Raw genomic sequence first — 26,067 nt, 5'->3', positions numbered from 1 at the left:
CATGCTGAAAATAGCAGATAAAGTGTTTGATTCTCGTTTATTTACTGGGACGGGGAAGTTTTCGAACAATCAGCAAATGGCTCAAGCCATTGAGGTCTCGGGCTCTCAACTTGCGACTATGGCCTTAAAGCGAGTGGATCTAGGCGCCCAAGGCGATGATATGCTTCAACCCATCGTTGACCTAGGTGTGAATCTTTTACCTAATACCTCTGGGGCCAAGAATGCTCGTGATGCAATATATGCCGCCAACTTGGCTCGAGAAGCACTGGAAACCAATTGGGTAAAATTGGAAATACATCCCGATCCCAAATACCTGATGCCTGATCCGATCGAAACACTAAAGGCGGCCGAGCAATTGGTATATGAAGGCTTTGTGGTGCTGCCTTATTGCCATGCTGATCCTGTCTTGTGTAAGAGGCTTGAAGAAGTGGGGTGTGCAGCGGTGATGCCACTAGGCTCTCCCATTGGTTCAAATAAAGGGCTCGTTTCTATCGATTTTTTGAAAATTATTATTGCTCAGGCGAATATTCCTGTTGTTATCGATGCGGGTATCGGTGCACCATCACATGCGGCCTTGGCAATGGAAATTGGAGCGGATGCGGTGTTGGTGAACACTGCTATTGCTGCCTCGACTGACCCTATCTCGATGGCTCGCGCTTTTAAATTGGCGGTTGAGTCAGGTAGATTGGCCTATCAAGCTGGGCTGGCGGGCCAAGTGCCTCATGCGATATCAACCAGTCCGCTGACCTCATTTCTCGATGATAAGGGGAGTGTATGAGTTTCGTTGACACTTATCGTGAAATGAATTGGGATGATGTTGGTATGTCTATTTACAGCAAAAATACCGATGATGTTCAACGGGCCCTCTCCAAATCGGTGAGAGATCTCGATGATTTTAAAGCCCTTATCTCTCCGGCGGCGAAGCCATTTTTGGAGCAAATGGCTCAGATGTCGTATTCGTTAACTCGGCAACGGTTTGGCAGCACCGTCTCCCTCTACATTCCGCTGTACTTGTCGAATCTATGCGCTAACGTATGCTCCTATTGTGGTTTTTCCATGGAAAATAAGATAAAGCGCAAGACGTTAAACACGGTTGAACTTGAGGCCGAAGTCAATGCCATTAAACGGATGAAATTTGACAGCGTTTTGCTGGTGACAGGCGAGCATGAAACTAAAGTTGGAATGGCTTACTTCCGAGAAGTGTTACCCCTTATTAAGCGAAAATTTAGTTACGTTGCGATGGAAGTTCAGCCATTAGATCAGGAAAACTATGCGGAGTTAAAAAGGCTAGGTTTAGATGCTGTAATGGTTTATCAGGAAACTTACCACCCATCGACTTATGCAGAGCATCATTTGCGTGGCAAGAAAAAGGATTTCTTTTATCGTTTAGAAACTCCAGATCGATTAGCAAAGGCCGGTGTCGATAAAATAGGCTTGGGTGCTTTGATTGGTTTGGACGATTGGCGAACGGACTGTTTTTATGTGGCATCTCACCTTGCGTATCTGGAGCGAACATACTGGAAAACACGTTATTCGATTTCATTTCCCCGCTTGAGACCCTGCCAAGGCAAGCTGCAACCAAAGTCAGTGATGACTGATAGAGATTTAGTACAATTGATTTGTGCATATCGTCTAGTGAATTCAGAAGTTGATCTTTCGCTATCTACTCGTGAGTCTGCAAGTTTTAGAGACAATGTGCTACCTCTGGGAGTCACATCGATGTCCGCTGCCTCAAAAACGCAACCTGGTGGATACGCAAAGAACAGCAGGGAGCTAGAACAGTTTGAGATCAGTGATGATAGGAGTGCGGCTTCGGTAGAATCGATGATTCGAGCTCAAGGTCTTGACCCAATGTGGCGAGACTGGCACTCAGTCTATTCTGGTTGACTCAAGGTGTGAATGAAGTGTTTCACGTGAAACACGATTGACAGACTTAGGATTCATGAATAAAAGCCCTTATTTTTAGGGCTTTTTCATGAGCCTATTTATTCGTGGCATGAGTAAAGCGTTGATTAATCTATGATTGATGTCGATAGAGAGGGGCTGTGGCGTCTTCTAACCATTGTTTTACCTCACCTTCAACCAATGGGCTAATATCACTCCAAACTTTTTGGTGATAGTCATTCAGCCAAGTCAGCTCGGTCGCAGTGAGTCTTTCTACACTGATATTTCGTTTATCGATAGGACAACGTGTCAGTGATTCAAATGAAAGTACCGAGAAGTCACCGTTGGTTTCTTTCTCGACGACCAACTCTAAGTTTTCGATGCGAATACCGAATGCATCGGCTTGGTAGTAGCCAGGCTCATTGGACAACACCATACCCTTAACTAATGGTACGTCAATTTGTCGTTTGGATATGCTGGCAGGCCCCTCATGAACATTTAGGAAATGCCCAACACCATGGCCAGTACCGTGATCATAATCAAAGCCCTCTGCCCACAAATGCTGGCGCGCTAATGTATCAATTTGATAACCGCGTGTCCCTTTCGGGAAACGAGCACGAGCAACACCAATATGGCCTTTCAATACCAATGTAAACTGCTTAATCATTTCGTCACTTGGCTGACCAATCGCAATAGTTCGCGTAATGTCTGTTGTACCATCCAAGTACTGGCCACCTGAGTCAACCAAGTAAAGAGTATTGAGCTCAAGCTGACCTGGTGTAGGCTGGTTTTCGTGGTTGTAATGGCACATGGCAGCATTGCCGCCCGCAGCGGAAATTGTGTCAAAACTCAAATCCATTAGAGTCGGATCTTGCTTGCGGAAAGCTTCTAATTTATCTGAAAGCGTCGCCTCATCATGCAAATTGCCCGCGACAACCTCTGCGTCCAACCAGCATAAGAATTTGGTCATTGCTACACCATCTCGGATATGGCAGGCTTTCATGCCTGCAATCTCAGTGGTGTTCTTTGCCGCCTTCGGCATAAGACAAGGATCGGCAGCGTTAACAATATTGGCGCCGCTGTTTTGTAGAACTAATGTGAACCATGCGTTGCTTGTCGCTGGGTCCACTAAGACATTTTTGCCCGACAAAGCCTCGAGGCGCGCTTGCAGTGTTTCTGGGTGATGGACACTCACGCCTTCACCAACGTGTTGTTCAAAATCTTCGGGAAGGCGAGTAGAATCGAAAAAATACTCCAAAGTGGAATCGGAATGGAGAATGACATGAGACAGCAATACAGGAAGACGGGATACATCTAAACCGCGAATGTTGAGTAGCCAGCAGACTGAATCCAAAGCAGTGATCACTGCGCTATCAGCGCCTGATTGTGCGACTAACGGGCCAATCTCTTTACGTTTAGATTCACAAGATTGACCGACGGCTTCTGTCGTCATCAGACGTACGTCTGACATGACCGGAGTAGGCCGGTCATACCAAAGCTCGTCGATAGGGTGAGTCGCCAGTATTTTTAGTTCCAGTGAGCCCGCAAGCTTTGACTGTGCCATCGATAGCCAAGCGGAATTGTGCATTCTTGGATCTATTGCCATTGTCCCGCCTTGAGAAAGCTGACCTTTCAACCACTCCAAAGCGGGTTCTTCGATTAAGTGACGATACTCGAATAGCTCGGCTGGTACTTCTTTGGTCACCTGAACGGTGTAGCGACCATCGACAAACATCGCTGCCTTGTCTTGAGTGATCACAGCAGCACCGGCTGAGCCAGTAAAACCTGTCAGCCAATGCAGGCGCTCGTTATGTGCAGGTACATATTCCCCGAGGAACTCGTCTTCGTGCGGGATGAGTAAGCCATCAATGTCGTATTGAGCCATCCAATGTCGAATGGCTGCCAAGCGTTGTTCTGTAGTCTTGAGCATCGATTAGTCCTTTATAAGTTGTTAGCGCGTCCTTTCGAAAAGCGGACGATGTCGCAATACGCTACTCTTTTTGCCGACAAGCTGCAAATCATCTGAGGGCCGTTGTCTTGTCATTAATGATACGACGCAGCCAAGATAAGGCGGGGTCAGACTCACGTTCCTTATGCCAGAAAAGAGTGTAGGCCATTGGGGGGAATTCCATCGGAAGTGGCAGTACTGTTAATCCCAGTTGATTCGACGCGAGTTTGACAAAGTGGCTTGGTGCTGTGAAGATGAAATCAGTGTAGCTACATAAGCTGGCTGCACTATTAAAATCAGGAACTGTAATCGCGAGATCCCTCTCCTTGCCCAAATCCGCTAGGCGATAATCAAGAAGCCATCGATCGTTTCCATCACAACGCACTTGGACATGCCTTTGCTGTAAATAAGCTTCCAAATTCCAATGATTCGTTAATGCTGGGTGATCATGACGAAGTAAGCACATCTGACTGTCACGGTAAATTTCTTGTTCAAAAATATCCGCTGGTGGCAGCATAGTGAGCTTCGCATCGTTGATATCAATGTCTTTTCCCGTGATCCCGATGTCAATTTCACCACGTTGAATTTGGTGGAATGTTTGTTCAGTCCACGAATGAGTACTAATAGTGACTCTAGGGGCTTGTTTGAATATCTCCGGTAAAAAGTGTGGAAGAATCAATGGATAGACACTTTCGACAGCGGAGATTTGGAATCGGTAATCACTTGAAGTAGGAAAGAACTGCTCAGGCTGAGTGATTTTTTCAAGGTGGTGAAGCAAACTATCAAGTTCAGGTTTGATGAACAACGTTTTGGGAGTGGCTTTGAGGCCATAAGCGTGGCGAGTGAAAAGAGGATCATCAAATTGGGTGCGCAGCTTTGCGAGGTTTTTGCTCACAGCTGATTGGCTTAGGCAAAGGCGTCGAGCCGCTCGAGTGACGTTGAGCTCTTCTGCTAACACCTTTAAACAGACTAAGAGTTTTAAATCTAGTCTGGCAAGCTTTTCTATGTTCAAAAGAAATTCCCATGTAGAATATCAGTAATGATAGAACATCATTTTATGTCATATCTAGACTAGCTTAGACTGTGTCCAATTTCATTAATTCTTGGTCTAAAATTTCCCATGAACACCGCTACCCAGAACACGCATGGCAGAACTCAAATGGTCTTACTGACATTACTCGTTCTCTTTAGCCCCTTAGCCATCGATATTTATTTGCCAGCATTACCACAAATATCAAAGGCGTTTCACGTGGAACATGCTCTTGCTCAAGGCACGATCACTTGGTTCTTGTTTTCTATGGGGGTCGGTCAATTATTTGCGGGTCCATTAGCAGACAAAATTGGTCGCCGTAAGGTGGCTCTTGGAGGGATCGGTATTTATGCTCTGAGCGCGTTACTCGCCTGGACAGCCAAGAACATTGAATGGATGTTGGTTGCTCGATTGATACAAGGCTTGGGAGCGTGTGCAACATCCGTAGCTGCGTTTGCAACCGTTCGCGATATCTTCGGGCCGCATAAAAGTGGGAAAATGATCAGTTATTTAAATGGCGCAATCTGTTTCATTCCGGCACTCGCCCCTATTTTGGGAAACTGGTTAACACAAGAGTTTGGTTGGCGGTCTAACTTTTCATTCATGGCTGGCTTTGCCATTTTATCTCTATTTATTATGGCGTTATGGATGAAAGAAACCAATCCAGCTTACAGTAATGAACCGGTATTTCGTCCTAACCGTTATCTTTCTGTACTTAAAACGCCGTCATTCGTTTTCCATGCCTCTCTTTGTATGCTTGCAATGGCGGTCATACTGGCATACGTGACTTCTGCGCCTGTGGTATTGATGGAAAATTTGGGCTTAACCATGGATGAGTTTACGTTTTGGTTTGGTGTTAACGCGCTGTTTAACATTGCTGCGTGTATGAGTGCTCCAAAGTTTATGGATAAGTTCGGAACGCATACTACTTTGGTGGTCGGTATCGCTGCTATGGGGCTGGCGGGAATCGTGATGATGATTTTATCGGCTCATCAAACGGCATTGGCGTTTATGTTGCCAATTTTTATTTCTTCTCTAGGTTTTGCTTGGGTTTTAGGTGCGGCAGCCGGTAAGGCCCTTGCTCCGTTTGGCGACAAAGCGGGAACCGCTGCCGCGCTTCTTGGACTATTTCAGATGAGTGGTTCCGGTCTTGTTGTTGGCAGTGTGCAACGCATTGGGTTCGAACCTCAGGTGATGATCGCCGTTCAGATGTTTATTATTGTACCAGCGCTTTTGATATTACTAAGTCGTAAGGGCAAGAAGTGGCATGAGGTAATCGCCTAAGAACGTTTGAATTGCTTTGAACGATTGGCAAAACGTTGTATATTTAATGTCTAATCTTATTAATTAACTGGACGTTTAACCTCGATGTCAATGACAACCTATGAAATGGCTCGTGTGCTGGAGCAACTAGAAGAATCTCCGGAAAAAATAATGTTTGGCAAGCTGCTGAACGAGCTAGGGAATCAAAGTGGTGAGCGTATCCGCAGTGCCGCAAAGCAAGTCTCTTTACATATGTTGCGTGATATTATCTATCAGTTTCAGACAGTCGTCGATGATCGTAAAGACGAGGAAGTGATCTCTATTGCTAAATCGATTGCTGAGCTTGGTATCTCTGCAGACGAACTCAAGAAATACCTAGAATCACGTTGAACAAAAAGGCTCATTTAATATGAGCCTTTTTGTTATGGATTTACACTGCGATTGATAGGGTTTTGAAGAGAAATAAGTGTTTCGGTAGATTGGACCTCGTCAATCGCTTGCAATTTATCTATGAGTACGTATTGCAGCTCTTCTATTGAGCGGCACATGAGCTTTACAAAAATGTTATAAGCACCGGTGGTGTAGTAAGCTTCAACGACTTCTTCCAACGCATTGAGCTTCTCCAAAGCGGAATGATAGTCACGCGCTGCATTGAGATTAATACCAATAAAACAGCAGACGTCATAACCTAGCTTCTTGGTATCAACAATGACTTCGGTACCCTGAATAATCTCAGCGGATTTCATTTTCTCTATACGAACGTGAATGGTTGCTGGGCTAACCTTAAACTGCTTGGCCATTTCAGCGTATGGTCTGCGCGCATCTTCCATGAGAGTTTTAAGAATGGCACGGTCAAGATCATCAAGTTTAATATTTGGGACTTGCATGTTATTTCCAGCCTGGCTAACTGCCTCTAGTTCAAAATATCGACAGTAGTGATAGTATTAAACTAATCGATAATTTTATCTGAGACTTATTTTAGTGCGTTTCTATTTGCTTCTTCTAGCGTTTTTTTACCCTACATGGTCACATGCCTTGGATAAAGATGTGCTGATCTTACATTCCTATCATCAAGGTTTTGCATGGACCGACTCTTTTCAGCTCGGTTTGAATGACGTTCTGCGTGATCAGGGTATTTCAACCAGAGTGGTGTATTTAGATTCAAAACGTCTCCAAAATCCTGCTTATTTACAGCAATTGCACAAGCTCTATCAAACCAAGCTTTCTCATGAACATTTTTCTGCCATTGTCGTCAGTGACAATAACGCCCTTGATCTGGTCCAGAAATTGTCATCAGAAGTTGGCAACACACCAGTAATTTTTGGTGGGATCAATGATTATTCTCCTGAGATGCACTCAAAGTTGTACGCGACAGGCGTCACTGAAGATATTGATATAAAGAGAAGTTTAGCTCTTATACAACGGATACAACCACAAACAACAAAAATTCACATCATCACGGACTATTCGAGCACTGGGGCTGCGGTTAGGAAGCAAGTGAACCATTTCTTAGATGCCAATCCGTCCTATCGTAATTTGATCGAAATGCGGACGCCGGCAACGTATGAAAAACTGATAGAGTTTTCGAGATCCCTAGATATCACAAGCAGTGTTCTTTTTTGGCTTTACTTCAGAGATAAGGAAGGCGTGCTGTCAGATGAGTCTCAATGGAAGGCACTGAATCAGTGGTCTAAAGCGCCGATCTATATGGTTCACGACATGGGATTAGGCTTTGGTGCTGTGGGCGGTGTGATACAAAGTGGCCGCGCTCAAGGCCAACAGACGGGGCGTCAGCTGCTCAAGGTACTCAATGCCAAGGAGAAAGTACTGCCTGAGGTTGAAGTTGGTCAGTCTGAAATAAAACTGGACTATCAGGCGGTGATTCGCTGGGGGCTTGGCATAGAGAGGGAAAAGGCTACGTCATTATTGAACAAACCGCTGCCATTTACCGTTCGCTTTGCCAAAGAGCTCAGATTAATCGCGAGCCTTGTTGCGTTCTTGTCCTTAATTATTTTGGGTCTAGTCTACTATCTCAGGAGATTAAAGAAGAGCGAAATGCTTGCCAAAGAAAGTCAAATGCTAATAGAGATGGTATTCGACCAGAGTTACCAGTTTATAGGGCTTCTGGATAGTTATGCGCGAACTATCTCAAGCAATCGTAAACTGCAGGAACTGCTTTATCACAAAGACTTTAATCTTGAGAGGCCTCTCTGGCAGCATCAGCATTGGGAAGACTCTGCGGCCCAAAAACTTAAGCAATACTTTACGGGCGCCAATGATCCCACTATTACCCGATTTGAAGCCGAGATTTGGCATAGTGAACATGGATCAATGGTTTTGGAGATTTCATTAAAACCTATGCGAGAAACGAGGCTGGGCGCTGAGTATCTGTTTGAAGCTAAAGACATTACGTCGCGGAAAATCACAGAAAGTAAATTATATCAGCGTGAGGCCAATCTCAGTCATTACTATGATCAACAGCCCGTTATGATGGTCACGTTAGATGATCATAACTGTATTCAACAGGTCAACCAATTTGCTGAGCAACTACTCGGGTACACTTCTGATCAGTTGCTTGGTCATCGCTTGGAAGAGTTTTATCTAGCGACGGGCGCCATTATCACCTCTAGACAGGTGTTACTTCAGCCAAAGCAGGCAATGAAACGCGTATGGCGACGAGAAATACAATACCAACATGCAGACGGGCGTTGTTTATGGATAAGGGAGAATATTCGACCTTTGGTTGAATCTGGACACTTATTGATCGTTGGAGAAGATATCACTGAAATGAAGCTTCTTTCGAGTCAGCTTGAATATCAGGCTCGTTTTGACCTTTTGACCGGGACCTTTAATCGCAACCAGTTTGAGTTAGAGCTGGAAAAAGCCTTACTAGAAGTCGAAAGCAACATGCGTACTCACGCAATGTTGTATCTCGATCTAGACCAGTTAAAGGTGCTCAATGATACGGCAGGGCATGAGGCAGGCGATACCGCCATTCAATTTTGCTCCAGTATGCTGGAAGAGGTCTTGCCTTACAGTGCAATACTGGCTCGGATGGGAGGGGATGAATTTGCCGTCTTGTTAAAAGACTGTACCGAACGGGATGCAAAGAGTGTTGCCAATACCATTATTATGACATTAAGCGAGCAACCCTTTATTTGGGACGACATTCAACTTAATCTGACTTGTTCGATAGGAATTCGGTTGATAGATCACACCGCGGGATCACCACAAATGGTCCATGCTCAAGCAGACACCGCCTGTCATGCCGCAAAGGAAGAAGGCAGAAACCGTTTCAGCCTTTATTGTCAGGACGATCAAGATTTACGTCGTCGTGAGCAAGAAATGGAATGTGTGAGTTTAGTTCATCACGCTTTGGCTAACGATAGAATTGAATTGTTTGCACAACAGATTCTTAAAGTGGCTGATGAAGAGACATTAATGCATTTTGAAGTATTGGTCCGGATTAGAAATGCGGAAGGCCAATACATATCACCGGGTATCTTTATGCCAGCTTCTGAGCGATACAATATTGCTCAGTTCATCGACAAGCAGGTTGTGACCCAGACGCTAGCGTGGTTGGCTGAGAATCCGATTGCACTCGACAATTTGGGTATGTGTTCGATTAACTTGTCTGGGCATTCCATAGGCAACAAAGAGTTCATCGCCTTCCTACTGGATAAGCTTCAATACAGCCAAGTTCCATGTGAAAAAATCTGTCTCGAAATCACTGAAACGGCCGCGATGAGCAATATGAATCAGGCCATTGAGTTATTCACTCGATTTAAAAAGCTAGGTTGCAAAATCGCGCTTGATGATTTTGGGTCAGGCCTCTCTTCTTTTGGTTACCTGAAGAAACTTCCAGTAGATATTGTAAAAATTGATGGCTTGTTTGTACGGGAGATGGATGTCAACGATATGGACCATCTTATGGTTCGTTCAATCAATGACCTAGCTAAGCAGATGGGCAAGGAAACAGTGGCTGAGTTCGTTGAAAATGCGCGTATTATTGACTTACTTGTCGATCTAGGTGTGGATTACGCTCAGGGTTATGAGGTGGGTAAACCCAAACCATTGGCAAACTTAGTTAATGAGCTGCTTGCGAACAGGCATAGTGCCAATGAATAAAATCCATTACACTTGCCGGCCTCAATATTGATCATTCTACGGAGTCTGCTGTGCAGTTACAGCTAGTATGCGAAGACCCAAGTCGGGAGGCTCTATTACAAGAGTTAGCATTGCGGTGGCACCTTTCCCATGATGCTCAGAGCATTTTTGCTTTGGTGCTTACACCGACACGACTTGAACTGCGTAAAGTTGATGAGCCAAAACTTGGTGCCATCTTTGTGGATTTTGTTGCAGGTGCGGTCGCACACCGCCGCAAATTCGGCGGCGGTAAAGGACAGGCTATTGCTAAAGCCGCAGGGTTAAACAAGGGCGTGACGCCAACGGTGGTCGATGGCACTGCAGGGCTGGGCCGAGATGCTTTTGTGCTTGCCTCACTGGGTTGCTCTGTGAGGATGGTTGAACGCCATCCAGTTGTTGCCGCACTATTAGACGATGGATTGGAACGGGCGAAGCAGGATGCTGAAATTGGCGCTTGGGTGACAGAGAGATTATCCCTTGTCCATGCTTCTAGTCATGATGCATTGAATGTATTATCTCAAGATCCAGACTTTTCGCGGCCAGATGTGGTTTACCTTGATCCCATGTATCCCCATCCTGATGGAAAAAAGAAGCGCGCGTTAGTGAAAAAAGAGATGCGTGTCTTTCAGACCTTAGTCGGAGCAGATCTAGATGCCGATCACTTATTGTCGCCGGCCTTAGTCTTGGCCAGTAAAAGGGTCGTCGTTAAACGTCCAGATCATGCGGGTTGGCTCGACGAGCAAAAACCAAGTATGGAAATAGAAACCAAGAAAAACCGTTTTGATGTTTATATCAACGCTTCAATGGGTTAGCGATGTCCTCTAAAGGTTGTGTTATTTAGTCCTTGCCAATTCCTTGCCATACAGGTATATCATACTAAGAATTATTCGTATTCTTACTTGGGGTATCATGGTTAAACGTCTTTGCAAGTTGAACCGTCACCAGATCGCAGAAGATCTGAATGACATTCATCGATTGGTCGCAGCCCCCAGTTTTGTCTGTCGTTCATGCGCACGTTCCTCGGCGAAGAAAGCGTCTTTGTGTAAACCCACGACAATACCTCTCAAAGAAAGCCAATCTATTCCTGTTAGAGAGTTGCACGTGGCTGAAACACTGCCAACAACCGCATCAGGACGCGAGGCCGTCACTAAGGATCGATTGCAAGAGGTAGGACGTGTCGTGGAGCGGGTGAAAAGCAACGTTGGCGCCGAGATGTCAACTGAGGGGCTGCACTTGGATGTGTCTGACAAGAAAGCGTTCAGGAAAGCCCAAAAAGCCCTCAAGAAGCAGTATAAAGGCCAGTTAAAGCTGCTTAAACTAGCGAGAAAGCAGAAAAAATTGCAAAAAAAAGAGCAGAAAATCAAAGCGCGACTCAACAAAAGCTGTGTTCTTGAACGGTTACCAGCTCAAGAATCAACAGCAAGAGTGGCTAAAGTACACTGAGGCAATGTTTATCTACGATCGCGCCTAGTTGTGGTTAGTTGTCCATTGACTCTTGAGTAAAGGTAAGCTTAACGGCTGGAACTTGCTCCTGACGCTATTTTTTGCTTAACCCATGTCTCATTGACCCACAAAGACAACATAATGATGGCACCGCCAATACCAAGACGGACCAGATCCGTATCGCGGTTCCAGATTAAAATATTCACGATCAGGCCTGCGGGTACTAAAGCGTTATTCATTACAGCCAACGCACCAGAGTTCGCCAACGTTGCCCCTTTGTTCCAACCAAAATAGCCCAACCCCGACGCAAACAAACCAAGATAAATAAGTACGCCCCATTGGACAGATGTGGTGGGCATCTTATCGACACTGCCTAACAGAGTAAACGCGACGACAGCAACGCACAGAGCACCAAGGTAAAAATAGCCAAAAATTGAATGTTGAGGCAGATTAATGTCTTCATGCTCGATGAGGTACTTATACCCCACTTGGCCGAGGGCGAAACAGATATTTGCGCCTTGTACCACGAGAAAACCGAATAAAAAGTTTTGATTGATTCCAGCAAATTTGATGACGACTGCACCCACCACGGCAATGGCGGCGGTCACCAAATACCAGGGCGAAAAGCGACCATTGAGCAAGTCATAGATCAGCGTGACATAGATGGGAGTGAAGACAGTAAATAGAAGGACTTCGGGCACTGAAAGTAAAAGAAATGATTGGTAATAGAAACAATACATCAAGCCTAGCTGAATTCCACCGATGGCCATCAGCTTGGTGATCAGAGACTTACTCACGCCCTTGAATTTTAGAAATGGCACAAAAACTGCGCTAGCTAAAGCAACGCGCATGAGTACCGAGAACCAAGAGTCAACTTGTCCTGCGAGATACACGCCAATCAGGCTGAATGAGAACGACCACAACAAGGTCACTGCCGATAGATAACCCATAATTAATACTCATCATCGAAAATTGGCCGCAGTTTATACGAAAATGAATTGAGGGTCAGTCTTTAAGTGGCACGACCAACATGTCGACCGGAGAGCAATTAATCAATTGCCGAGTTGAAGACAAAAGCTTACTCCAAAAATCTTGATGATGCCCACAGACGACTAAATCCACATTAAATTCTTTGATCGTATCGCAGAGCTCGTTGCCAAGATCGCCGCTGCCCACCAACGTATGCTTGATAGGGTAATTGGCATGTTCAGCAAAACTCTGTAATTGTTTTTGAGATGTTTCAATTGCTTGATGTTGGGTTTCGGCCAAATTGATGTCAATAAGGCCTGTATAAAGCTCGGCGTAGTTGACATCGATGTGGATGAAAGACACCTCTGCCGCTAAAGGCTTGGCGAGCGCAGCCGCTTTGTCGACAAGGACTTTACTGTCTTCAGACAAATCGACGGCAACTAAAATATGCTGATAACTCATAATGATATCTCCATTCTGGTCACTGGTAACAGGTTAGCACTATGATCATAAAAATTTTGCCGCAGTGATCTCAGATCCACATTCACTCGCCAAAGTGTTATGGTGATAGCACAATAAAGTCGACTGAAGTTTATCGAGTTAGTTAGGAGTAAAATATGCTTTCACAGGCAATGGTTGATCAACTGAATGAGCAAATTAATCTAGAATTTTTTTCATCCAATCTATACTTACAGATGAGTGCTTGGTGTGAAGATAAAGGTTTTGAAGGTGCAGCTGAATTTTTACGCGTTCATGCCGTGGAAGAAATGGAGCATATGCAGCGTCTCTTTACCTATGTAAGTGAAACGGGAGCAATGCCTATTTTGGGGTCGATTGACGCACCGAAACACGAGTTTAACAGCCTTGGTGATGTATTTCGTGAAACCTACGAACATGAGCAAATGATTACACAAAAAATCAACACATTGGCTCACGTCGCATTTAGCTCTCAGGATTACTCAACATTTAACTTCTTACAGTGGTACGTTGCTGAACAGCACGAAGAGGAGAAGTTATTCAAAGGAATTCTAGACAAGCTGGAATTGGTGGGAGAAGACGGTAAAGCACTATTTTTTATCGATAAAGATCTCGCTGCTTTAGCGAAGGAAGATTCATCTTCTATTATGGCCGCCCCTGCTGAATAAACTTCAGTGTAAGACTGTCTGAAAGAGATCGTCTTTTTCTCCCGGCTTTCATAGAAGATGTAGGGAGGAAAAGATGATTAATGCCGATACGATTTTGTTTACCCTGATGCTAGTGACTATCGTCAATATGGCTAGGTACTTTACAACGTTACGTTCCCTCATCTACATTATGCGTGAAGCTCACCCTCTTCTTTATCAACAAGTAGATGGCAACGGTTTCTTTACCACTCACGGCAATGTTACTAAGCAGGTCAGGCTGTTTCATTACCTGAAAAGTAGAGAATATCATCACCATCACGATACAGTATTTACAGGAAAGTGCGAGCGGGTAAGGGAGCTGTTTATCCTGTCTTCCTCTTTACTCGCTGTGACCTTGTTAGCGGCGTTGATCTTATAGTGCCCAATTGGCAATGAATCAATTTAACGTTAGAATAGGGCCGGAAAGGCAAGGATGTGCATGTAGCACATCCTTTTTTTATTGGTTTTGAATTGAGAAAAGGTTATGGCGGAAAAGTATGATGTCGTCATCATAGGGGCAGGTGCCGCTGGGTTGATGTGCGCGTCTGAGGCGGGCAAACGTGGACGTAAAGTACTGGTCCTAGATCATGCTAAAAAACCAGGCAGGAAGATCCTTATTTCCGGTGGAGGCCGATGCAATTTTACCAATTATGATGTCACCGCTAAACATTACCTCTGTCGCAATCCACATTTTGTTAAATCGGCGCTGGCTCAATACACCAGTTGGGACTTTATCTCAATGATTTACAAACATGGGATCGCTTTTGAAGAGCGAGATCATGGTCAGTTGTTCTGCGTTGAAGAAAGTGACGCGAAAGACATCGTCAAAATGCTGCTTGCTGAATGTGATTTGCCAACCATTGAGCAACGCTATCGTCAGGACGTATCCCAAATAGAAAAAAATGATGAAGGGTTTACCGTTCATACACTGTCGGGAAGCATTGAATGCCAGTCTTTGGTGGTCGCGACGGGTGGATTGTCGATGCCTAAACTAGGGGCTACACCCTTTGGCTATAAGATCGCAGAACAGTTTGGGTTGTCGGTGTTACCAACAACAGCGGGCTTGGTGCCTTTTACCTTACATAAAGAGGACAAACAGGATTTTGCGGAGCTTTCTGGGGTTGCCATTCCGGTTGAGATTCAATCTCAGAGCGACCAATTATTTAAAGAAGCACTTTTATTTACCCATCGAGGTTTATCTGGGCCATCGGTTCTACAAATTTCCTCCTATTGGAACCCAGGTGAGCCTGTTAATGTTAATTTGGTCCCAGACGTCGACGTAGAGTCCCTACTGACGCAATCACTGGAAAAGCACCCCAATCAAAGTTTAAAGAATACTCTGGCTAAGGTTCTGCCCAAGCGTCTTGTCGAAGTGTTTATTGAGCGAAAAGTGCTAACGGACTTGCCCCTGAAACAGTTTAATGCAAAGGAGATGCAAGCCATCATCCACGATCTGGAACATTGGAGCATCGTTCCCAATGGGACTGAAGGTTACCGGACCGCTGAAGTGACACTGGGTGGTGTAGATACCAAACATTTGTCTTCAAAGACCATGGAGTGTCAGGACGTCAAAGGGCTGTATTTTATCGGTGAGGTTATGGACGTGACCGGTTGGTTAGGCGGCTACAATTTCCAATGGTGTTGGTCGAGTGGTTATGCTGCGGGACAGTGGGTTTAACGTGTGCTGCGTTATCAATGCAAGATAAAGCGGAACAGGTAAGGCTGTTCCGCTTGATTGTTTTTGCTTAGTCCGCGGTGGTGACCGTCAACTGGGCATTGCCGAATCCTAATGCCTGAAGCTCATCTGCATCAAAGTTAGTACTTACTTCAATGTTACCAACGGTTTTCGTCATTAGCGGCGCGCTGGATCGTTTCACGCGACGATTCTGCGAGGTACTGCCAATCGGGGTGGCTTGTCCTACCTCAATTGTGCCGGCAAACTGAGATTGCGCATAAAAATCACCAGAGACAGACGAAGAAAATGGTCTCATGCTTGAACCTGTGGCGTATTGCATGTTGGATAAACCATGTTCCTTGATCGCCCAGCTCCAATCCCACCATTTCACTTCACCGGGAATGTAGCGGTGGTTCCATTGAGAGCGAATGTTCGCCTCATTATTGCTGGCTCTACCTATGGTGAAAGTGTGAGCCCGGTAAGGTCGGTTATCAGGGTGGGTGTTCCATGCATTGCCACCCCAGCGAAGAAAGCCGTTAAATTCGACGTCATAGCTAATATCGGCTCCAAAACGGTAAGGATAAGAGATACTGGAGCGATACAACTCGACACGAATAGGAATTTCAGAATTGGCAGGCACCATAGGGCGCGCTTGCAGCGTAACTTGATCGTTTGATGAGCCGCCGTTGGTGTTGGAGAAACTCTGATTTGCTTCGAGAGAAAGGGTCAATTTGGTTTTACCAACCAGTGGCCACTCAAACGTATTTTCGGTTGAGACTCTCTGGGCGAATCCATAGCTATTCGTTTTAGACCAGCTGGTGGATTCATTCACTTTCAGGTCAACCACGACTTGTTGTGCGAAATTGTTTCGATTGCGTGCGGTTGCGGTTACTGTTTTGACCAATTCGCGATCGGATTCAGTGACCTCACCATGCCAGAAATCTTTGTTATTGAGCGTGTAAGCGAAGTTATCGACGGTGATCTTCGTTTTTTCGTCGCAGCGATAGCCATCACAAGAACCATGATTGTTGCCTTGAATGATCCAAGCACTGCCTTCGCGACGAATATCCATATCCTCACCGACATATTCACCGTGATTACCACCAATCCAAGCATAGCCTAAATAGTGTGCGAGATAGCTAAGTGGCCGAACAAAGTCTTGTTGGTCAGTGACCAACTCGTACTGAATACTGAGTTCATCGCCTTCTGAAATGGATTTAGGCGAATAATCAGGAATTTCAGAGGTGGAGTTGTTGGGGTAGCACCAAGTACTATGATTGGCGGTGTCCTGTTTGATTCGTCCGTCGTATCCTGGACCCATAATGACCCAGTTGTCTTTGAGTCCTGATATCTGCCATTGGCCCATTTGATTAATGAGATAGTTTCTTTGCTGCGACGCTTCAAAACGATCAATCGGGCGATAACCTGAACGACATATATCTTCCCCCAATTGCTCAAGAATCAGTTGGTCCGAATAGATTTTAGCTTGTGCACCTGTGGAAAGAGCCGAGAGCATAGCGGTGAAGAAAATCGTTTTTTTTACCTCAAACATATGACGTTTCCCTTGTTGTTTATTCTTTGTTTTTGAGTGCTGTGTTGTGTCTGTTTGTCGCTTTGGCTTACGAGTAAACTACTTTTTCACAGTGCAATCGGGAGCTGTACTGAAAAGAATTGAAATTTATTTCCTTTAAAAAACAATAGTTTATATAATTTGTTATGTTAATTGTGTGAAAAGTAATGGTCATGAAATCTGCGAGGTGTGATCTTGGTTCGGCGCGTTTTAGGTGTTTTAGATTAACGTTTGCGCCCAGAAAGGTAGCCTGAGTTATGCATGCTGAATAATGAGCGGTGTTCTCGGGTAAGCTTGGTCTAGCGTTTTAAACCGTTATTGGGGGATGGAGCGTTTGGCGATGAGTTGGGAGCGGCCGGATTGCTGGTCTCGGATAATGACAAAAGAATGAGAAGAGTAAAGGATATCTATGTCCAAGCTCACCGGGTCATCATTGAGCAGCAATAAGGGTGAAATATCTTTGTCATTCATTATGTGTTCTAGTCGCTGAACGGAAAGTAAGTTGACTCTTCCTGTAATCGAAAAGCGGTAGAGATTGTAAGACTGTGCCTGCCCTTGAAAACGAACCACTATTGGTTCCGCCATTTCTTCATCTTGAAGCGAGGCGAGAAGAACGATGTTGCCCTGACTGATACGGGTGAGTCCGTTTGTTCGCATAATATGATCGTCTGAGTGGATATGAACTTCACTGTGTTGGTATCGGCTGTTATCCAATTTATTTGACCATGGGAGACTTAACACCGTGAGGAAAATGAGCGCTGATGTAACGACGACGAGGTAAGGAATCATGGTTGTCCTTTTTCCATAAAACGCTCAATTTCTTGAGAGGCTTTGCTCAGTTGGCCTGATGTGTAAAAGACATTGATAGATTGCTGGCGCTTTTTGTCTAACCAAGCCAGTTCACCAAAGTTACTATTGTTCTCAATGTACACCACACAGTCACACTGATGTGTTGAAAGTAATTGCCTAAGCGGTAAGCTCAGTTGAGTGTTGGGAGAAGTAATAACCTGCAATTGTCCGATGGTCTGTTCAGACAGCAATTGATCGTGAGGAATGTCTTCCCATCGCCAGCCATGCATTTTACTTAACCCCAATATACTTGCGGCAAAAAGCAAGGTAATACTAAGGACGTAGCAAAGATGGTTTTTGTAATCTTTAGGTAAATGGGTGACTTGTTTGATTGGACCGCCGGATGTCGCCGTTTGAGGCGGATGGTCGGCGGAAACTTGATCAGGCCTAGAAAGGAGAATGCAGTTGGAGGCGAGCCGATAACCGATTTTAGGCACCGTAATAATCGGAGATTCTTTGCTTCCCAGTTTAGTGATGGCCTGACGTAATAAGCTGATGCTCTTCGCCAGAGACGTATCCCCTATATACTCATTACCCCAAGCGTATTGAATGATGTCGTGTTTCTTAACGACATCAGGTGAAGAGGTTATCAGTATTTCTAAAACACGCACTTCACGATAGCCAATTTTTAAGTCTCGTTTTTCGCCGGAGAGTCTATTCACAACAGGGTCAAAGGTAATCATAAAGCCCGCTTCTACTCATTCGTAGTGGTCCAAAAAATATTGATGGAATCAATATACTACTTAGATTGTGCAGTATCATGAATATTTTTTGTCCAATTAATAACAGATGGATCTTTTTTGATATCTTTCTCAGTAAATAGATTGAGCTATCAGGGAGTAAGGTTTTTTTGTCCTATAGTAAATAAAAACACAGCAAATTTTAGAGGTGAGCAATGAGCTATCAAGCACTGAGTTCAAGGATCAATGAATTGCCGCGCATCAAAAGCCTTCTTCAGGAATTGCTTGAGATGGTGAATAGAGATCAAATCGATTTTGGTGAATTAGCAAAGAAAATGGCAATGGATCAAGTGCTACTAGCTCGAGTGTTGAGAATGGCCAACTCCGCGCAATTTGGAGGGGTAAAAGGAGTGGCGACCATTAATGAAGCAATTGTCAGAGTCGGTATAGGGGCGATTCGAAATCTGATTTCGTCTTCTATTCTTGCTGCCACCTTTCCTAAATTAGACACCTTGGACGTCAATGATTATTGGGTCAGGACATTTGAAGTTGCCACTATTGCTAGTGTGGTGGCTAAGGATGTTAAGGTCGACCCTAATGAAGCTTTTATCGCTGGCGTTTTGCATAATATTGGTGAATTGATGATTCATTCACTTGAACCGGAAAAAGCGTTGGAAATCAGTCAACATGTCGCGTCGGGGCGCAATGCGGTTGAAGCGCAAAGGCAAGTGCTTGGGACGGATGCGCAGCAACTCGGGGCGGCATTGGCCGAAAGCTGGAAGTTTCCAGACCAGTTGGTGGATGCGATTGCCAATGTGAATCATCCTGCAAAAGCGTTGGAATCGAAAGCGCTCGCTTGTGTGCTGTTTCTCGCACGCGATCTCGACCAGAATTGGGATGACTTAAAAGGGGAGGCGGAACAGCAAGGCTATTTAAGTAGCAATAAAGCAGCAGGGGCGCTGTGCGTGTCCTCAGAACTTGCCTGCCAGGTCGCACAAGTTCGGGGTCAGGGGCGCGAGATGGCGCAGCAATTGTTCTAATGGTTCTTGCGTAGTGATTTATATCGGTCTTTTTTTCTGATAGTGACTTGTTGAAGTGCTAATCCCGTGATGATCAATATGAGACCAAATAATGTGGTCGGGTGTATTTGCTCATCTATGATGTTGGCTAACAAGAGTAAAGAAACAAAGGGGGAAACAAAAATTAGATTACTAATGCGAGCCGTATTTTTTGTTAGCTTTAGAGCACTCAGCCAGAGCACAAACGTGACACCCATCTCGAATAAACCCACGTAGGAAACGGCCAACCACCCTTGCAATGAAATTTGCCCCCAGTGTGCCCCTTCGTAAAGACTCAGGCCAACGGCAAAGGGTATCGAGACAAGAAAACCTAGTAACACAGCAACAATGGGGTCGGCTTTATTTTTGGCATTCAAGATCCAGTAGCTTGACCAAAGAAGTGTGGACAACAGCGCTAAACCTACGCCCAACGGGCTTTCAAAATTAAGCCCCAATACATCACCCTTTGTGGCTATTACTACAACGCCAGCATAGCTGAACGAACATGCTACCCAGTCCCGCTGACGGATTTTTTGTCCTAGGAAGACCGCCGCCATTAGAGTGAGTGTGATCGCCCAACTGTAATTAATGGACTGAGCCTGAGAGGCGGGCAACAGATCGTAAGCTTGGAACAACACGAGGTAGTAGGCTAAAGGGTTAATGAGCCCTAAGAGCAAGTAATACATTGGGTTTGCAAGGAAAGTACTAAGAACGGACGATAATTTCCCTTGCGCAGCGCAGATAGCGGTCAGTGCACAGGCTGACACTATACTGGTTGTGGTGAGCATTTGAATCGGTGTGAATTCGGCCAAAGTGAGCTTAAATGCGGTGGCTACAGTCGACCACAGTAAGACAGCACACAGACCAAACCCTAAGGCACGACGCTCGTTCATGATAATCCTTTAATGCTAGCCAACTCGTTCAATGAGTGGATGTTGAAGTGGGCCTAAAAAGGCGATGGCCTAGTCTAGCGGTAGCCTGATCAATCAGTAAACTGGACATTTATCCAGTGGTAAAATACCATTGTAAATAGCATCTGAAAAAGAGTTAAACCGTTATTATGCAATGGATTCTAGAGAATTTTGTTTCAATTATTACTCTCATTGTTGGTGCTGTAGCCAGTGGTTCTGGTGTGGGCTGGTGGGTTTCACAAAAAATGCGCTTTGAACATCGCTTGTTAAAACAGCAACTTGAATCAAGTCAACAGCTCTCGGCGAATCAGATTCATCAATTACAAGCTGAATTGATGCAAGCTCAAAACGAACTTGAGCAACTGGATACTGATCGGGACAAAGCGGCGCACGAGCTAAAGCAATCTCATGGCAAGCTGATGGCGGTATTGGAAAAGCTGCGATATTTTGAAGCCGTCAAGGAAGAGCGTCAGCATTATGCACGGGAACTCAATGACACTAAGGAACAAAGAGCACAGCTGGAAGCGCAGCTTCGAGAGCAGGAAGCACGACATGATCAGGAAAATAAATCCAATCACGAAAAACTTCAGTTGCTTGAACAAGCCGAAGAGCGGCTCAAACAACAGTTTGAGCATATGGCGAATCAACTGTTTGACGTAAAAACGGCCAAGGTGGATCAACAGAATCGCCAGAGCTTAGAGGGGTTACTTTCGCCGCTCAAAGAGCAACTCGAAGGATTTAAAAAGCATGTGAGTGATAGCTTTAACCAAGAAGCAAAAGAACGACATACACTTGCGCACGAATTGAAAAGCCTTCAGCAGCTAAATGAAAAAATGACCAGAGAAGCGGTCAATCTGACTCAAGCGTTGAAAGGAGACAATAAACAGCAAGGCAGTTGGGGAGAAGTCGTTTTAGCTCGCGTTCTGGCCGACTCAGGGTTGCGTGAAGGTCATGAATACCAGACGCAGGTGAGTTTACAAAATGAAGCGGGTAAGCGGTATCAACCTGATGTTATCGTCCATTTACCACAAGAGAGGCAGGTGGTGGTGGACTCAAAGATGGCCTTGGTGGCTTACGAGCGTTACTTCAACGCTGAAACGGACAACCAGCGAGATAAAGCATTAAATGATCACTTACTTTCGGTAAGGACACATATAAAGTCACTGTCTCAGAAGGACTATCATCAGCTCAATGGCATTTCAAGTCTGGACTATGTGTTGATGTTTATTCCTGTTGAACCTGCCTTTCAGGTCGCGATTCAAGCGGACCCATCGTTAGTCAAAGATGCTATGGAGCAAAATATTATTTTGGTCAGCCCAACGACGTTACTCGTGGCGCTGAGAACCATTGATAATTTATGGCGTAATGAGCGTCAAAGCCAGAACGCCACTCTTATTGCTGAGCGCGCAAGTAAGCTGTATGACAAGTTACGCCTGTTTGTCGATGATATGGCTGGCTTAGGTGGTGCCCTTGATAAAGCCAATCAGAGCTATCAGGGGGCGATGAATAAGTTGGCGACTGGGCGAGGTAATATGATTCGTCAGGCGGAGAGCTTTAAAGATCTTGGCGTTGAAGTGAAACGGCCAATCTCCACGAGTGTGACCGATTTGGCACACTATGACGGCCTCCCAGAAAATGATTCCTTAGCGCAAAGACATCCGGCTGAGGATAAAGTAAACTGACGTCCTTAACGCGCAGGTCGGCTTTAATATTCATCGTGTTACTTGAAGAGGAATCATCATGACGGAGACAAACGTGCAGTCGCAGACCAAGATCGAATCAAATCAAACCACGGATTTTGGTTTCACCCAAGTTGCCAAAGAAGAGAAAGTGGCCAAAGTAGCGGACGTCTTCCACTCAGTTGCGGCCAAGTACGATATCATGAACGATTTAATGTCGGGGGGGATTCATCGTCTTTGGAAGCGTTTTACTGTCGATTGCAGTGGCGTGCGCCCCGGTCAGCGTGTGTTGGATTTAGGTGGTGGTACGGGTGATTTAGCGGCTAAATTCTCTCGGATGGTTGGTGAGAAAGGGCGTGTTGTCTTAGCGGATATCAACAACTCTATGCTCAACGTTGGTCGGGATAAGCTCAGAGACAAAGGGATAGTGGGGAATGTCCATTATGTTCAAGCGAATGCTGAAGAGCTGCCGTTTCCTGATGATTATTTTGATGCAATCACGATCAGTTTTTGTTTGCGTAATGTAACAGACAAAGACAAAGCACTGCGATCCATGTTTAGAGTGTTGAAACCTGGTGGACGTTTGTTAGTACTCGAATTCTCTAAGCCAGTTTTTGAGCCATTATCCAAGATTTATGATGCGTATTCTCTGCACCTTCTCCCCCAAATGGGGAAACTGGTGGTCAACGATTCAGAAAGCTATCGCTATTTGGCTGAATCAATACGTATGCACCCTGATCAAGAAACGTTAAAGCAGATGATCGACAATGCTGGCTTCGAAAATAGCAGCTACTACAACCTGACGGGTGGAATTGTCGCTTTACACCGTGGCTATAAATTCTAAAGTGAGACATGAGCATGTCATTTGATCCCTTTGTTACCGCTGTTATTGAGTCGACGTTAAATCTTTTGCTTAACGATGATCCTCAGCTTGGCCATCGCCTTTCTCGTTTTAAGGGCAAGGTCATTCAAGTCCACCTGAGAGAAGTGAACAAAACCTTGACGTTCGTATTCAGCCAGCAGATCGATGTATTAGCCAATTTTGAAGGGCGTTCAGATTGTTATTTGTCGCTCAATGTCTCGGTCTTACCGCAACTTCGAGAACAATCCAATATTACTCAATTGATCAAGCAAGACAAAGTGGTATTGGAAGGCGATATTCAGCTGGCTCAGAGGTTTTCTCAATTGTTGATGGACTGTAAGCCTGATTTAGAAGAATGGCTGTCCCGTCTCACGGGGGATGTGTTTGCTCACAGTTTTGCTCAGGGTGTGATTGGACTTAAACAACGCGCTAAAGCTCAAATGGACAAAGGCCATCGCCGCTTTGGGCAAGTGCTGACTGAAGAATGGCAGTTGGCTCCTGCTCCATTAGAAGTGGCTTATTTTTGTGATCAAGTGGATGAGTTGAAAAGTCAGTCTGCTCGGATTGATGGAAGGCTGAATAAGCTGTTGGAGGTCATATGACTCCGGCTGAGCTAAAGCGCCTATACCGTATTATTAAAGTTCAGTTAGAGTTTGGCCTCGATGAGCTTTTGCCAAACCATCAGCTTACCAAAGGCCCTATCTTAGTGCGTAAGGCCTTGTTTTGGATAAAAAACAAACACCCAGAAAAAGCGGTGGGTGAGAGGCTTCGTCTTGCCTTGCAGGAATTGGGGCCGGTATGGATTAAGTTTGGCCAGATGATGTCGACCCGACGTGATCTCTTCCCTGCTCACATCGCCGATCCTCTTGCATTATTGCAGGATCAGGTTTCACCATTCGATGGTATCCAAGCAAAAAATCAGATTGAACAAGCCTTGGGTGGGGAACTTGAGCAATGGTTTGATGATTTTGATTTGTCCCCCCTCGCATCCGCTTCAATTGCTCAGGTTCATACGGCTCAACTGAAGGCGACAAGTCAGGAAATCGTGTTTAAGGTCATTCGACCAGATATTCGCCCTGTGATTGACGCCGATCTTAAGCTCATGTACCGCTTGGCGCGAATTGTGGCGAAAGCCCTCCCAGAAGCCCGTCGCTTAAAACCTGTTGAAGTGGTTAGGGAATATGAAAAGACCCTATTGGATGAACTTGACCTGAGACGTGAAGCGGCCAACGCGATTCAGCTGAGACGTAATTTTGCCGACAGTGAAGAGCTCTACATTCCTGAAGTGATGACGGATTTTAGTAATGAAAATGTCATGGTTTCTGAGCGAATATATGGTATCCAAGTCTCAGATATTGATCGTTTGAAGGCGAACGGAACTAACATGAAGTTGTTGGCTGAACGTGGCGTCAGTGTTTTCTTTACTCAAGTATTTCGTGACAGTTTTTTTCATGCTGACATGCACCCGGGAAACGTGTTTGTGAACCCGAGCCACTCGAACAATCCACAATGGATTGGGCTTGATTGTGGTATTGTCGGTACGCTGAATAGTGAGGATAAACGTTACCTCGCAGAGAATTTCTTGGCTTTCTTCAACCGTGACTATCGCCGAGTGGCAGAATTACACGTTGAATCAGGTTGGGTTCCACGTGAAACGAATGTCGGTGAGTTTGAGTTCGCGATTCGCATGGTGTGTGAGCCTATTTTTGCAAAACCTTTGTGCGAGATTTCGTTTGGTCATGTGTTGATGAATTTATTTAATACGGCTCGACGCTTTGAAATGGAAGTGCAGCCTCAACTCGTACTATTGCAGAAAACCTTACTGTATGTTGAAGGTTTAGGGCGTCAACTTTACCCGCAACTTGATTTATGGGAAACCGCCAAGCCGTTTTTGGAAGAGTGGATGATGAATCAGGTTGGGCCGAAGGCGGTCATTAACGCGGTCAAAGACCGGGCCCCTTTTTGGGCTGAAAAACTGCCGGAATTACCTGAGTTGTTGTATGACAGCTTGCGTCAGGGCAAGGTGATGAATCAGCGCATTGACCAATTGTACGATGGTTACCGTGAAACAAAACGTCGTCAAGCGACAGGTAAATTTTTGTTTGGTATTGGAGCGACATTAGTCGTATCCTCCGCCATCTTGCTCAATAGAGCTTTTGAGCCGCTGTCACTGGCTGCGGCAATCGGTGGTGTCACATTTTGGTTGCTCAGTTGGCGAGCTTATCGCCAATAGGCATTAAACTCTTAAATATATTTGTTCATTAAAATCCCGAGGTAGCACAATGGGTGGTATTGGTATTTGGCAACTTTTGATTGTTGCAGTCATCGTTATTCTTTTGTTTGGTACTAAGAAATTGCGAGGTATGGGTAGTGATTTGGGGAGCGCGGTAAAAGGCTTTAAAAAGGCAATGAACGACGATAACTCTAACAAAAAAGATGCTGATTTTGAGCCGAATAATATAGAGCAAAAGAAGGCAGAAGCCCCTTCTTCTTCGGAAACCAGTAAAGATAAAGAACAGGTCTAGCACGTGTTTGATATCGGTTTTTGGGAGCTGGTTTTGATCGCTGTCGTCGGATTGGTTGTGCTTGGCCCTGAACGGTTACCACATGCCATTCGTAGCGTGACACAATTTGTTGGTGCGGCGAGAAAGATGGCGAACAGTGTGAAAGATGAGCTATCCCACGAGCTTAAAGTTCAGGAATTACAGGATAACCTGCGTAAAGCAGAGCAAATGGGGATGGAAGACCTATCTCCAGATGTGCAATCCTCGGTCGATGAACTCAAGCGGGCTGCTCAGGATGTGCAACGCCCCTATGCCAATAAAAGTGATCTTGTTAACGACTCTTTGGAATCTTCTGACGTCACGTCAGGCGCTGGGGTGCGAGATAGTGCACCTTCTACGCCAACAAATGGGAAAGTCGAATAGACTCTCAACT

The 26,067-nt window shown here is 45.2% G+C and carries 26 protein-coding genes; 17 read left to right on the top strand and 9 right to left on the bottom strand.

Features of this window, described 5'->3' with window-relative positions; translation table 11 throughout:
- The first annotated feature begins 1 nt into the window (after position 1).
- Positions 2 to 778 (top strand): thiazole synthase, encoded by a 777-nt coding sequence (locus HLM86_RS18185; protein WP_170883465.1) that lies wholly within the window; start codon positions 2 to 4, stop codon positions 776 to 778.
- Positions 775 to 1,887: a 2-iminoacetate synthase ThiH gene (gene thiH / locus HLM86_RS18180; protein WP_076590211.1), complete on the top strand. Its 1,113-nt coding sequence runs from the start codon at positions 775 to 777 to the stop codon at positions 1,885 to 1,887. The genes HLM86_RS18185 and thiH overlap by 4 nt, the downstream gene beginning before the upstream one ends.
- Before the next feature lie 130 nt (positions 1,888 to 2,017).
- Here thiH and HLM86_RS18175 read toward each other — a convergent pair whose 3' ends face one another.
- Positions 2,018 to 3,814, bottom strand: a complete 1,797-nt coding sequence (locus tag HLM86_RS18175) for an aminopeptidase P family protein (protein ID WP_170883466.1) — start codon at positions 3,812 to 3,814, stop codon at positions 2,018 to 2,020.
- An 88-nt stretch (positions 3,815 to 3,902) separates the two neighbouring features.
- A complete protein-coding gene (locus HLM86_RS18170) occupies positions 3,903 to 4,844 on the bottom strand; it encodes a LysR family transcriptional regulator (protein WP_076590213.1) in 942 nt (313 codons plus the stop codon).
- Positions 4,845 to 4,952: 108 nt separating this feature from the next.
- On the opposite strand from HLM86_RS18170, the gene HLM86_RS18165 reads away from it, so the two are divergent.
- Positions 4,953 to 6,146 (top strand): multidrug effflux MFS transporter, encoded by a 1,194-nt coding sequence (locus HLM86_RS18165; protein ID WP_076590214.1) that lies wholly within the window; start codon positions 4,953 to 4,955, stop codon positions 6,144 to 6,146.
- Positions 6,147 to 6,230: 84 nt separating this feature from the next.
- Positions 6,231 to 6,515, top strand: a complete 285-nt coding sequence (tsrA, locus tag HLM86_RS18160) for an H-NS-like global regulator TsrA (protein WP_076590215.1) — start codon at positions 6,231 to 6,233, stop codon at positions 6,513 to 6,515.
- Positions 6,516 to 6,547: 32 nt separating this feature from the next.
- Here tsrA and asnC read toward each other — a convergent pair whose 3' ends face one another.
- The gene (gene asnC / locus HLM86_RS18155) at positions 6,548 to 7,012 is read right to left on the bottom strand and encodes a transcriptional regulator AsnC (protein ID WP_076590216.1); all 465 of its coding nucleotides are present in this window, start codon (positions 7,010 to 7,012) and stop codon (positions 6,548 to 6,550) included.
- A gap of 94 nt (positions 7,013 to 7,106) precedes the next feature.
- Here asnC and HLM86_RS18150 point away from each other — a divergent pair, with 94 nt between their 5' ends.
- The 3 genes from HLM86_RS18150 (at position 7,107) to HLM86_RS18140 (ending at position 11,714) form a co-directional block, all read left to right on the top strand.
- Entirely contained in the window at positions 7,107 to 10,253 is a 3,147-nt protein-coding gene (locus HLM86_RS18150) for an EAL domain-containing protein (RefSeq protein ID WP_076590217.1), read from the top strand.
- Between the two features lie 50 nt (positions 10,254 to 10,303).
- Positions 10,304 to 11,083 carry a class I SAM-dependent methyltransferase gene (locus HLM86_RS18145; protein WP_076590218.1) on the top strand — a complete coding sequence of 260 codons (780 nt, stop codon included), beginning with the start codon at positions 10,304 to 10,306 and terminating at the stop codon, positions 11,081 to 11,083.
- Between the two features lie 97 nt (positions 11,084 to 11,180).
- Positions 11,181 to 11,714 (top strand): hypothetical protein, encoded by a 534-nt coding sequence (locus tag HLM86_RS18140; RefSeq protein ID WP_170883467.1) that lies wholly within the window; start codon positions 11,181 to 11,183, stop codon positions 11,712 to 11,714.
- Positions 11,715 to 11,782: 68 nt separating this feature from the next.
- On the opposite strand, the gene HLM86_RS18135 is transcribed toward HLM86_RS18140, so the two are convergent.
- Complete coding sequence (locus HLM86_RS18135) at positions 11,783 to 12,664, bottom strand: carboxylate/amino acid/amine transporter (protein WP_170883468.1); 882 nt, start codon at positions 12,662 to 12,664, stop codon at positions 11,783 to 11,785.
- A 55-nt stretch (positions 12,665 to 12,719) separates the two neighbouring features.
- Positions 12,720 to 13,145, bottom strand: a complete 426-nt coding sequence (gene uspA / locus HLM86_RS18130) for a universal stress protein UspA (RefSeq protein ID WP_076590221.1) — start codon at positions 13,143 to 13,145, stop codon at positions 12,720 to 12,722.
- A 155-nt stretch (positions 13,146 to 13,300) separates the two neighbouring features.
- Between uspA and ftnA the strand changes: the two genes are divergently transcribed.
- The 3 genes from ftnA to HLM86_RS18115 all read left to right on the top strand — a co-directional run bounded on the left by ftnA (position 13,301) and on the right by HLM86_RS18115 (position 15,524).
- Positions 13,301 to 13,828, top strand: coding sequence for a non-heme ferritin (ftnA, locus tag HLM86_RS18125; RefSeq protein WP_076590222.1), 528 nt, complete (start codon positions 13,301 to 13,303; stop codon positions 13,826 to 13,828).
- 73 nt (positions 13,829 to 13,901) lie between these two features.
- Positions 13,902 to 14,225: a universal stress protein UspB gene (gene uspB / locus HLM86_RS18120; protein WP_076590223.1), complete on the top strand. Its 324-nt coding sequence runs from the start codon at positions 13,902 to 13,904 to the stop codon at positions 14,223 to 14,225.
- A 105-nt stretch (positions 14,226 to 14,330) separates the two neighbouring features.
- Positions 14,331 to 15,524 (top strand): BaiN/RdsA family NAD(P)/FAD-dependent oxidoreductase, encoded by a 1,194-nt coding sequence (locus HLM86_RS18115; protein ID WP_170883469.1) that lies wholly within the window; start codon positions 14,331 to 14,333, stop codon positions 15,522 to 15,524.
- Between the two features lie 67 nt (positions 15,525 to 15,591).
- Here HLM86_RS18115 and HLM86_RS18110 read toward each other — a convergent pair whose 3' ends face one another.
- The 3 genes from HLM86_RS18110 to HLM86_RS18100 all read right to left on the bottom strand — a co-directional run bounded on the left by HLM86_RS18110 (position 15,592) and on the right by HLM86_RS18100 (position 18,623).
- Positions 15,592 to 17,073 carry an aerolysin family beta-barrel pore-forming toxin gene (locus HLM86_RS18110; RefSeq protein WP_076590225.1) on the bottom strand — a complete coding sequence of 494 codons (1,482 nt, stop codon included), beginning with the start codon at positions 17,071 to 17,073 and terminating at the stop codon, positions 15,592 to 15,594.
- A gap of 333 nt (positions 17,074 to 17,406) precedes the next feature.
- Positions 17,407 to 17,880 carry a hypothetical protein gene (locus HLM86_RS18105; protein ID WP_076590226.1) on the bottom strand — a complete coding sequence of 158 codons (474 nt, stop codon included), beginning with the start codon at positions 17,878 to 17,880 and terminating at the stop codon, positions 17,407 to 17,409.
- Positions 17,877 to 18,623, bottom strand: a complete 747-nt coding sequence (locus HLM86_RS18100; protein ID WP_076590227.1) for a winged helix-turn-helix domain-containing protein — start codon at positions 18,621 to 18,623, stop codon at positions 17,877 to 17,879. The genes HLM86_RS18105 and HLM86_RS18100 overlap by 4 nt, the downstream gene beginning before the upstream one ends.
- A gap of 212 nt (positions 18,624 to 18,835) precedes the next feature.
- Here HLM86_RS18100 and HLM86_RS18095 point away from each other — a divergent pair, with 212 nt between their 5' ends.
- Positions 18,836 to 19,660 carry an HDOD domain-containing protein gene (locus HLM86_RS18095; protein ID WP_170883470.1) on the top strand — a complete coding sequence of 275 codons (825 nt, stop codon included), beginning with the start codon at positions 18,836 to 18,838 and terminating at the stop codon, positions 19,658 to 19,660.
- On the opposite strand, the gene HLM86_RS18090 is transcribed toward HLM86_RS18095, so the two are convergent.
- Positions 19,657 to 20,571 carry a DMT family transporter gene (locus tag HLM86_RS18090; protein ID WP_170883471.1) on the bottom strand — a complete coding sequence of 305 codons (915 nt, stop codon included), beginning with the start codon at positions 20,569 to 20,571 and terminating at the stop codon, positions 19,657 to 19,659. The genes HLM86_RS18095 and HLM86_RS18090 overlap by 4 nt on opposite strands.
- Before the next feature lie 167 nt (positions 20,572 to 20,738).
- Here HLM86_RS18090 and rmuC point away from each other — a divergent pair, with 167 nt between their 5' ends.
- Genes rmuC through tatB form a run of 6 tightly spaced genes read left to right on the top strand, consistent with a single transcriptional unit; the run spans position 20,739 to position 26,057 of the window.
- Positions 20,739 to 22,271, top strand: coding sequence for a DNA recombination protein RmuC (rmuC, locus tag HLM86_RS18085; protein WP_170883472.1), 1,533 nt, complete (start codon positions 20,739 to 20,741; stop codon positions 22,269 to 22,271).
- 58 nt (positions 22,272 to 22,329) lie between these two features.
- Positions 22,330 to 23,112: a bifunctional demethylmenaquinone methyltransferase/2-methoxy-6-polyprenyl-1,4-benzoquinol methylase UbiE gene (gene ubiE / locus HLM86_RS18080; RefSeq protein WP_076590231.1), complete on the top strand. Its 783-nt coding sequence runs from the start codon at positions 22,330 to 22,332 to the stop codon at positions 23,110 to 23,112.
- A gap of 14 nt (positions 23,113 to 23,126) precedes the next feature.
- Positions 23,127 to 23,732, top strand: a complete 606-nt coding sequence (locus HLM86_RS18075) for a ubiquinone biosynthesis accessory factor UbiJ (RefSeq protein WP_076590232.1) — start codon at positions 23,127 to 23,129, stop codon at positions 23,730 to 23,732.
- The gene (gene ubiB / locus HLM86_RS18070; RefSeq protein ID WP_170883473.1) at positions 23,729 to 25,363 is read left to right on the top strand and encodes a ubiquinone biosynthesis regulatory protein kinase UbiB; all 1,635 of its coding nucleotides are present in this window, start codon (positions 23,729 to 23,731) and stop codon (positions 25,361 to 25,363) included. Before HLM86_RS18075 ends, ubiB begins: the two co-directional genes overlap by 4 nt.
- Positions 25,364 to 25,412: 49 nt before the next feature.
- On the top strand, positions 25,413 to 25,655 hold the full coding sequence (gene tatA / locus HLM86_RS18065; protein WP_076590234.1) for a Sec-independent protein translocase subunit TatA: 243 nt from the start codon (positions 25,413 to 25,415) through the stop codon (positions 25,653 to 25,655).
- Between the two features lie 3 nt (positions 25,656 to 25,658).
- Positions 25,659 to 26,057, top strand: coding sequence for a Sec-independent protein translocase protein TatB (gene tatB, locus HLM86_RS18060; RefSeq protein WP_076590235.1), 399 nt, complete (start codon positions 25,659 to 25,661; stop codon positions 26,055 to 26,057).
- Positions 26,058 to 26,067 lie beyond the last annotated feature (10 nt).

Source organism: Vibrio ostreicida, assembly GCF_013074385.2.
Classification (GTDB): domain Bacteria; phylum Pseudomonadota; class Gammaproteobacteria; order Enterobacterales; family Vibrionaceae; genus Vibrio; species Vibrio ostreicida.
The sequence above is the reverse complement of the archived record's forward strand: the minus strand, read 5'-3'. Positions and strand labels throughout refer to the sequence as shown.

What these genes read in the sequence shown, in the direction of transcription:
- HLM86_RS18105 (WP_076590226.1), bottom strand. Translation starts at nt 17,880, where the DNA reads ATGATTCCTTACCTCGTCGTCGTTACATCAGCGCTCATTTTCCTCACG.
- HLM86_RS18110 (WP_076590225.1), bottom strand. Translation starts at nt 17,073, where the DNA reads ATGTTTGAGGTAAAAAAAACGATTTTCTTCACCGCTATGCTCTCGGCT.
- HLM86_RS18135 (WP_170883468.1), bottom strand. Translation starts at nt 12,664, where the DNA reads ATGGGTTATCTATCGGCAGTGACCTTGTTGTGGTCGTTCTCATTCAGC.
- tatA (WP_076590234.1), top strand. Translation starts at nt 25,413, where the DNA reads ATGGGTGGTATTGGTATTTGGCAACTTTTGATTGTTGCAGTCATCGTT.
- HLM86_RS18140 (WP_170883467.1), top strand. Translation starts at nt 11,181, where the DNA reads ATGGTTAAACGTCTTTGCAAGTTGAACCGTCACCAGATCGCAGAAGAT.
- rmuC (WP_170883472.1), top strand. Translation starts at nt 20,739, where the DNA reads ATGCAATGGATTCTAGAGAATTTTGTTTCAATTATTACTCTCATTGTT.
- HLM86_RS18165 (WP_076590214.1), top strand. Translation starts at nt 4,953, where the DNA reads ATGAACACCGCTACCCAGAACACGCATGGCAGAACTCAAATGGTCTTA.
- ubiB (WP_170883473.1), top strand. Translation starts at nt 23,729, where the DNA reads ATGACTCCGGCTGAGCTAAAGCGCCTATACCGTATTATTAAAGTTCAG.
- ftnA (WP_076590222.1), top strand. Translation starts at nt 13,301, where the DNA reads ATGCTTTCACAGGCAATGGTTGATCAACTGAATGAGCAAATTAATCTA.
- HLM86_RS18175 (WP_170883466.1), bottom strand. Translation starts at nt 3,814, where the DNA reads ATGCTCAAGACTACAGAACAACGCTTGGCAGCCATTCGACATTGGATG.
- ubiE (WP_076590231.1), top strand. Translation starts at nt 22,330, where the DNA reads ATGACGGAGACAAACGTGCAGTCGCAGACCAAGATCGAATCAAATCAA.
- uspB (WP_076590223.1), top strand. Translation starts at nt 13,902, where the DNA reads ATGATTAATGCCGATACGATTTTGTTTACCCTGATGCTAGTGACTATC.
- asnC (WP_076590216.1), bottom strand. Translation starts at nt 7,012, where the DNA reads ATGCAAGTCCCAAATATTAAACTTGATGATCTTGACCGTGCCATTCTT.
- HLM86_RS18090 (WP_170883471.1), bottom strand. Translation starts at nt 20,571, where the DNA reads ATGAACGAGCGTCGTGCCTTAGGGTTTGGTCTGTGTGCTGTCTTACTG.
- tsrA (WP_076590215.1), top strand. Translation starts at nt 6,231, where the DNA reads ATGTCAATGACAACCTATGAAATGGCTCGTGTGCTGGAGCAACTAGAA.
- HLM86_RS18100 (WP_076590227.1), bottom strand. Translation starts at nt 18,623, where the DNA reads ATGATTACCTTTGACCCTGTTGTGAATAGACTCTCCGGCGAAAAACGA.
- HLM86_RS18075 (WP_076590232.1), top strand. Translation starts at nt 23,127, where the DNA reads ATGTCATTTGATCCCTTTGTTACCGCTGTTATTGAGTCGACGTTAAAT.
- uspA (WP_076590221.1), bottom strand. Translation starts at nt 13,145, where the DNA reads ATGAGTTATCAGCATATTTTAGTTGCCGTCGATTTGTCTGAAGACAGT.
- thiH (WP_076590211.1), top strand. Translation starts at nt 775, where the DNA reads ATGAGTTTCGTTGACACTTATCGTGAAATGAATTGGGATGATGTTGGT.
- HLM86_RS18095 (WP_170883470.1), top strand. Translation starts at nt 18,836, where the DNA reads ATGAGCTATCAAGCACTGAGTTCAAGGATCAATGAATTGCCGCGCATC.
- HLM86_RS18115 (WP_170883469.1), top strand. Translation starts at nt 14,331, where the DNA reads ATGGCGGAAAAGTATGATGTCGTCATCATAGGGGCAGGTGCCGCTGGG.
- HLM86_RS18185 (WP_170883465.1), top strand. Translation starts at nt 2, where the DNA reads ATGCTGAAAATAGCAGATAAAGTGTTTGATTCTCGTTTATTTACTGGG.